We start from the raw sequence: 4,713 nt of genomic DNA on the forward strand, positions 1-4,713 counted from the left end.
AATTAAAAAACAAAGAAAAAGAAATTGAAGAATTAAAGAAAAGACTAGCAGGAGATTTGTCTAAAGAAATTTTAGGAACAATAAAACAAATAAATGATATATCATATATAACATATAAAGTAGATAATATGGATATGGAAAGTCTTAGAAATTTAGGAGATAAAGTGAAGGATAATCTAGATTCTGGTGTTATAGTGCTTGCATCAGTTACGGAAGGAAAGATTATGTTTTTAACAATGGTTACTAAAGATTTAAATAATAAAGGTATCCTAGCTGGTAATATTGTTAGAGAAGTTGCAAAAATTACAGGTGGAAATGGTGGAGGTAGACCAAATATCGCTCAAGCTGGCGGAAAAGATCCGTCAAAATTAGAAGAAGCTTTTGAAATAGTTCCTGATTTAATATCAAAATAAATTGATTTACATAAAAACTATTATTAATTAATAATAGTTTTTATGTAAATATGGAATTGTATGGTATAATAAAAATAATGGAGGTACTCAAAATGGATAAATATAATGATGAGACGATGAAGTTTGAAGTGCCAAAGGAAAATATGACCGAACCTAAAGAAATACTATTATATGTATATAAGGCATTAAAAGAAAAAGAATATGAACCTATAAATCAAATCATAGGTTATATTTTATCGGGTGATCCAACTTATATAACAAGTCATAAAGATGCTAGATCTATTATTAAAAAAATAGAAAGAGATGAAATATTAGAAGAAATATTAAAAGAATATTTGAAATATAATGGATAAATTATAGAATGGATATATCTATATCCATTCTATAAGATTTTTTTATAGAATATAGGAAGTGCATTAATGGAAAAAATATTATTGGGAGATACTAATATAGAAGTATCTAAACTTTGTTTTGGTTCTTTAACTATGACACCTTTCCAAGCAAATTTATCACTAAAGGAAGGAGCATATTTAATAGAATATGCATTTGAAAGAGGAATAAACTTTTTAGATACAGCAGAATTGTATGAAAATTATAATTACATCAAAAGAGCTTTAAAAAATATTAAAAGAGAAGATTATTGTATAGCAAGCAAATGTTATGCATACACAAAAGAAATGGCAAAAGAAAGTCTTGAATATGCTTTAAAAGAACTTGACACAGACTATATAGATATATTTATGTTACATGAGCAAGAAAGTATATATACTGTAAAAGGACATTTTGAAGCAGTTGAATATTTTTTAAAGGCAAAGGAAAAAGGTTTGATTAAGGCGTTTGGGATATCAACTCACAATGTAGCCGGAGCTGTAGCTGCTAAAAAAATAAAAGAAATAGAAATAATTCATCCTATAGTAAATAAACCTGGAATAGGAATTCAAGATGGAACTATAGATGATATGCTAAAAGAATTAAAAGATGTAAAGGAACTAGGCAAAGGTATATATGCTATGAAACCACTTGGTGGAGGACATTTAATAAAAGATATTGAAAGGTCTTTTAACTTTGTAAAAGAAATTCCATTCATAGATTCTATAGCTATTGGTATGCAATCTACTAAAGAAATAGATGCAAATATAAGTTTAATAAAAAAAGGATATATAGATAAAAATATTAAAGAACAAATAAATAAACAAAAAAGGCGATTAATAGTAGCTGATTATTGTATAGCTTGTGGAAATTGTGTAGAACGATGTCAACAAAATGGTATAAATATATTAGATGGTAAGGCTGTACCTAACGATAAATGTATATTATGTGGGTACTGTGCTAGTGTGTGCCCAGAATTTTGTATAAAAGTAATTTAAATGGAGAATGTAAATGGAAAGAATATTAGGACTTGATGTAGGAGATAAATATATAGGTGTAGCGGTAAGCGATTTATTAGGATTTACAGCTCAAGGGATAAAAACTATAAAAAGAGTAGGTAAAAAGAAAGATTTTTTAGAAATAAAAGATTTAATAGATGAATATGATATAAAAAGAGTTGTTGTAGGTCTTCCTAAAAATATGAATGGAAGTCTAGGACCACAAAGTGAAAAAACAATGAAATTTGGAAATAAAATTAAAAATAAATTTAATATAGATGTAATATATATAGATGAAAGAATGACCACTATGTCTGCTGAACGTATATTAATAGAGGGAAATGTAAGAAGAGAAAATAGAAAACAATATATTGATAAAATAGCAGCAAGTTTCATCTTACAATCTTATTTAGATGATTTTCAAAGGGGGAGACAAAAGTGATTCAGAGACATTTATTTTATGATGAACTGGGGAATGAAATAGAGTTTATCATAAAAGCTAAATTTACCTTAGATGATACAGATTATGTTGCTATGTTACCTGCAAATGATATTGAATCGGACACATATATTTTAAAAGTTGAATTTGATGAAAGTGGTAATGAGGTATTAGCAGGAATTGATGATGAAGAATTAAAAGAAGCGGAAAAAGTATATGAAGAATTATTAAAAGAAAATTTACAATAATAAATTTGTGTTTTAATTAATAAGCGGGTGGAAAAATGCAATTAGATATAGAAAAATATAAAATGATACTTAGGAAAAAAGGATATAAATTAACAGATCAAAGAAAAGCAATATTAAATACAATAATAGAGCATTCTCATGAACATTTAAGTTCAGAGGAAGTCTTTAATTTAGTATCTTTAGATTATCCTGAAATAGGAATTGCAACTATTTATAGGACATTACAACTATTTGAAAGTTTAAATATAGTTGTAAAAGTCAATTTTAATGATGGCTTTAGTAGATATGAAATAAAAGAAAATAACAATGATCACCATCACCATCACCTTATATGTTTAAGTTGTGGGAAGATTTTAGAAGTAGAATTAGATCTTTTAGAATCTTTGGAAAATACTATTGAAGTCCAAGAGGATTTTTCTATAGTTGATCATAATGTGAAATTTTATGGATATTGCAGTTCTTGTAAAAAATCTTAAAATATTAATAAAAATTAGAAATAAAAAATTGAAATAAAAAATCAAGGAGTGATAAAGTGAGTAAAAAAGGAAAACTTAAAATAATTCCCCTGGGAGGACTAGGTGAAGTTGGAAAAAATATCACTGTATTAGAATATGAAAATGATATAATTCTAATAGATTGTGGTATGACTTTTCCAGAAGATGAAATGCTTGGTGTAGATATAGTTATACCAGATATAAGTTATTTATTTAAAAATAAAGATAAAATAAGGGGCTTAGTTATAACGCATGGACATGAAGACCATATAGGAGCTATACCATATACACTTAAAAGGCTTAATATACCAATATATGGAACTAGGCTTACATTAGGATTATTAGAAACAAAATTTAAAGCGCATAAATTAGAAAATGTAAACTTAAATATTGTAAAACATTTTAAAGTTGAATTCATTAATACAAATCATAGTATTCCTGATAGTGCAGCTCTAGCAGTTACTACACCAGTTGGTGTTATAGTGCATACAGGGGATTTTAAAATTGATTATACTCCTATATCAGGAGATGTAATGGATCTAACTAGACTTGCAGAGCTTGGTAAAGAAGGAGTACTTTGTCTAATGGCAGATAGTACAAACGCTGAAAGGCCGGGACATACGCTAAGTGAAAGTACAGTTGGAAATACATTTAGGGATATGTTTGCTAATGCAAAAGGTCGAATATTAGTGGCTACATTTGCTTCTAATGTTTATAGAGTTCAGCAAATAATTACTGCAGCTGAGAGAAACAATAGAAAAGTTATATTATCTGGAAGATCAATGATAAATACAACTACTGTAGCACATGAGTTAGGATATTTAAAAGCAAAAGAAGGAACATTTATAGATATAAATGATATGAACAAATATAGAAAAGATGAAATAGTAGTTATAACTACTGGTTCCCAAGGTGAACCTATGTCTGCCCTAACTAGAATAGCATATTCAGAACATAGAAAAATCACTCTTCTAGAAGATGATTTAGTTATAATATCAGCAACTCCTATACCAGGAAATGAAAAAACTGTTTCTAAAATAATAGATAAACTAATTGAAAGAGGTACAGAGGTAATATATGAATCTTTAGCAGAGGTTCATGTTTCAGGTCATGCTAAACAGGAGGAACTTAAGTTAATTCACACACTTCTTAAGCCAAAGTTTTTTATTCCTGCTCATGGTGAATATAGACATTTAAAAATGCATGCTGATGTGGCCAATGATCTAGGGCTTAATAAAGATAATATATTTATTATTGAAAATGGTCAAACAGTTGAGTTTACAGAAGATAAAGCAAAACTTGGTAAAATGGTACAGGCGGGAAATATTTTAGTAGACGGACTTGGAGTAGGAGATGTTGGGAATATAGTTTTAAGAGATAGAAAACATCTTTCAGAAGACGGTCTTATTGTAGTTGTAATGAGTATAGATAAACAAAGTAGAAAAGTTATATCAGGCCCTGATATAATATCTAGAGGTTTTGTATATGTAAGAGAATCTGAAGATTTAATTGCTGAATCTAGAGAAATCGTAAGAAAAGTTTTATTAGATTGTGAAAAAAATAGAATTACTGATTGGACAACACTTAAATTTAATGTGAGAGATGCCTTAAGATCATTTTTCTATGGTAAAATAAAAAGAAATCCTATGATATTACCTATCATAATGGAAGTTTAAATAAATCCCTAGTATAGAAGCTATACTAGGGATTTATCTTTAAATATTCTTTTAAAATGGTATAATAGTATAAGAT

The 4,713-nt window shown here is 27.7% G+C and carries 7 protein-coding genes; all 7 read left to right on the top strand.

The annotated features are described in order from the left end of the window. Positions 1-413: DHHA1 domain-containing protein (locus ACTHW2_RS10885; RefSeq protein ID WP_442263944.1), on the top strand; the 413-nt coding region annotated here is incomplete at its 5' end. A 92-nt stretch (positions 414-505) separates the two neighbouring features. Beyond that, the gene (locus ACTHW2_RS10890) at positions 506-766 is read left to right on the top strand and encodes an IreB family regulatory phosphoprotein (RefSeq protein WP_442263945.1); all 261 of its coding nucleotides are present in this window, start codon (positions 506-508) and stop codon (positions 764-766) included. A 66-nt stretch (positions 767-832) separates the two neighbouring features. Next, positions 833-1,780, top strand: coding sequence for an aldo/keto reductase (locus ACTHW2_RS10895; RefSeq protein ID WP_442263946.1), 948 nt, complete (start codon positions 833-835; stop codon positions 1,778-1,780). Positions 1,781-1,793: 13 nt separating this feature from the next. Beyond that, the gene (gene ruvX / locus ACTHW2_RS10900; protein WP_442263947.1) at positions 1,794-2,222 is read left to right on the top strand and encodes a Holliday junction resolvase RuvX; all 429 of its coding nucleotides are present in this window, start codon (positions 1,794-1,796) and stop codon (positions 2,220-2,222) included. After that, positions 2,219-2,467 (top strand): DUF1292 domain-containing protein, encoded by a 249-nt coding sequence (locus ACTHW2_RS10905; RefSeq protein WP_442263948.1) that lies wholly within the window; start codon positions 2,219-2,221, stop codon positions 2,465-2,467. Before ruvX ends, ACTHW2_RS10905 begins: the two co-directional genes overlap by 4 nt. A gap of 35 nt (positions 2,468-2,502) precedes the next feature. Further along, entirely contained in the window at positions 2,503-2,943 is a 441-nt protein-coding gene (locus tag ACTHW2_RS10910; RefSeq protein ID WP_442263949.1) for a Fur family transcriptional regulator, read from the top strand. 56 nt (positions 2,944-2,999) lie between these two features. Further along, positions 3,000-4,637: a ribonuclease J gene (locus ACTHW2_RS10915; RefSeq protein ID WP_442263950.1), complete on the top strand. Its 1,638-nt coding sequence runs from the start codon at positions 3,000-3,002 to the stop codon at positions 4,635-4,637. Positions 4,638-4,713 lie beyond the last annotated feature (76 nt).

The sequence above is a fragment of the Tissierella sp. genome, from assembly GCF_052089545.1.
GTDB lineage: Bacteria > Bacillota > Clostridia > Tissierellales > Tissierellaceae > Tissierella_A.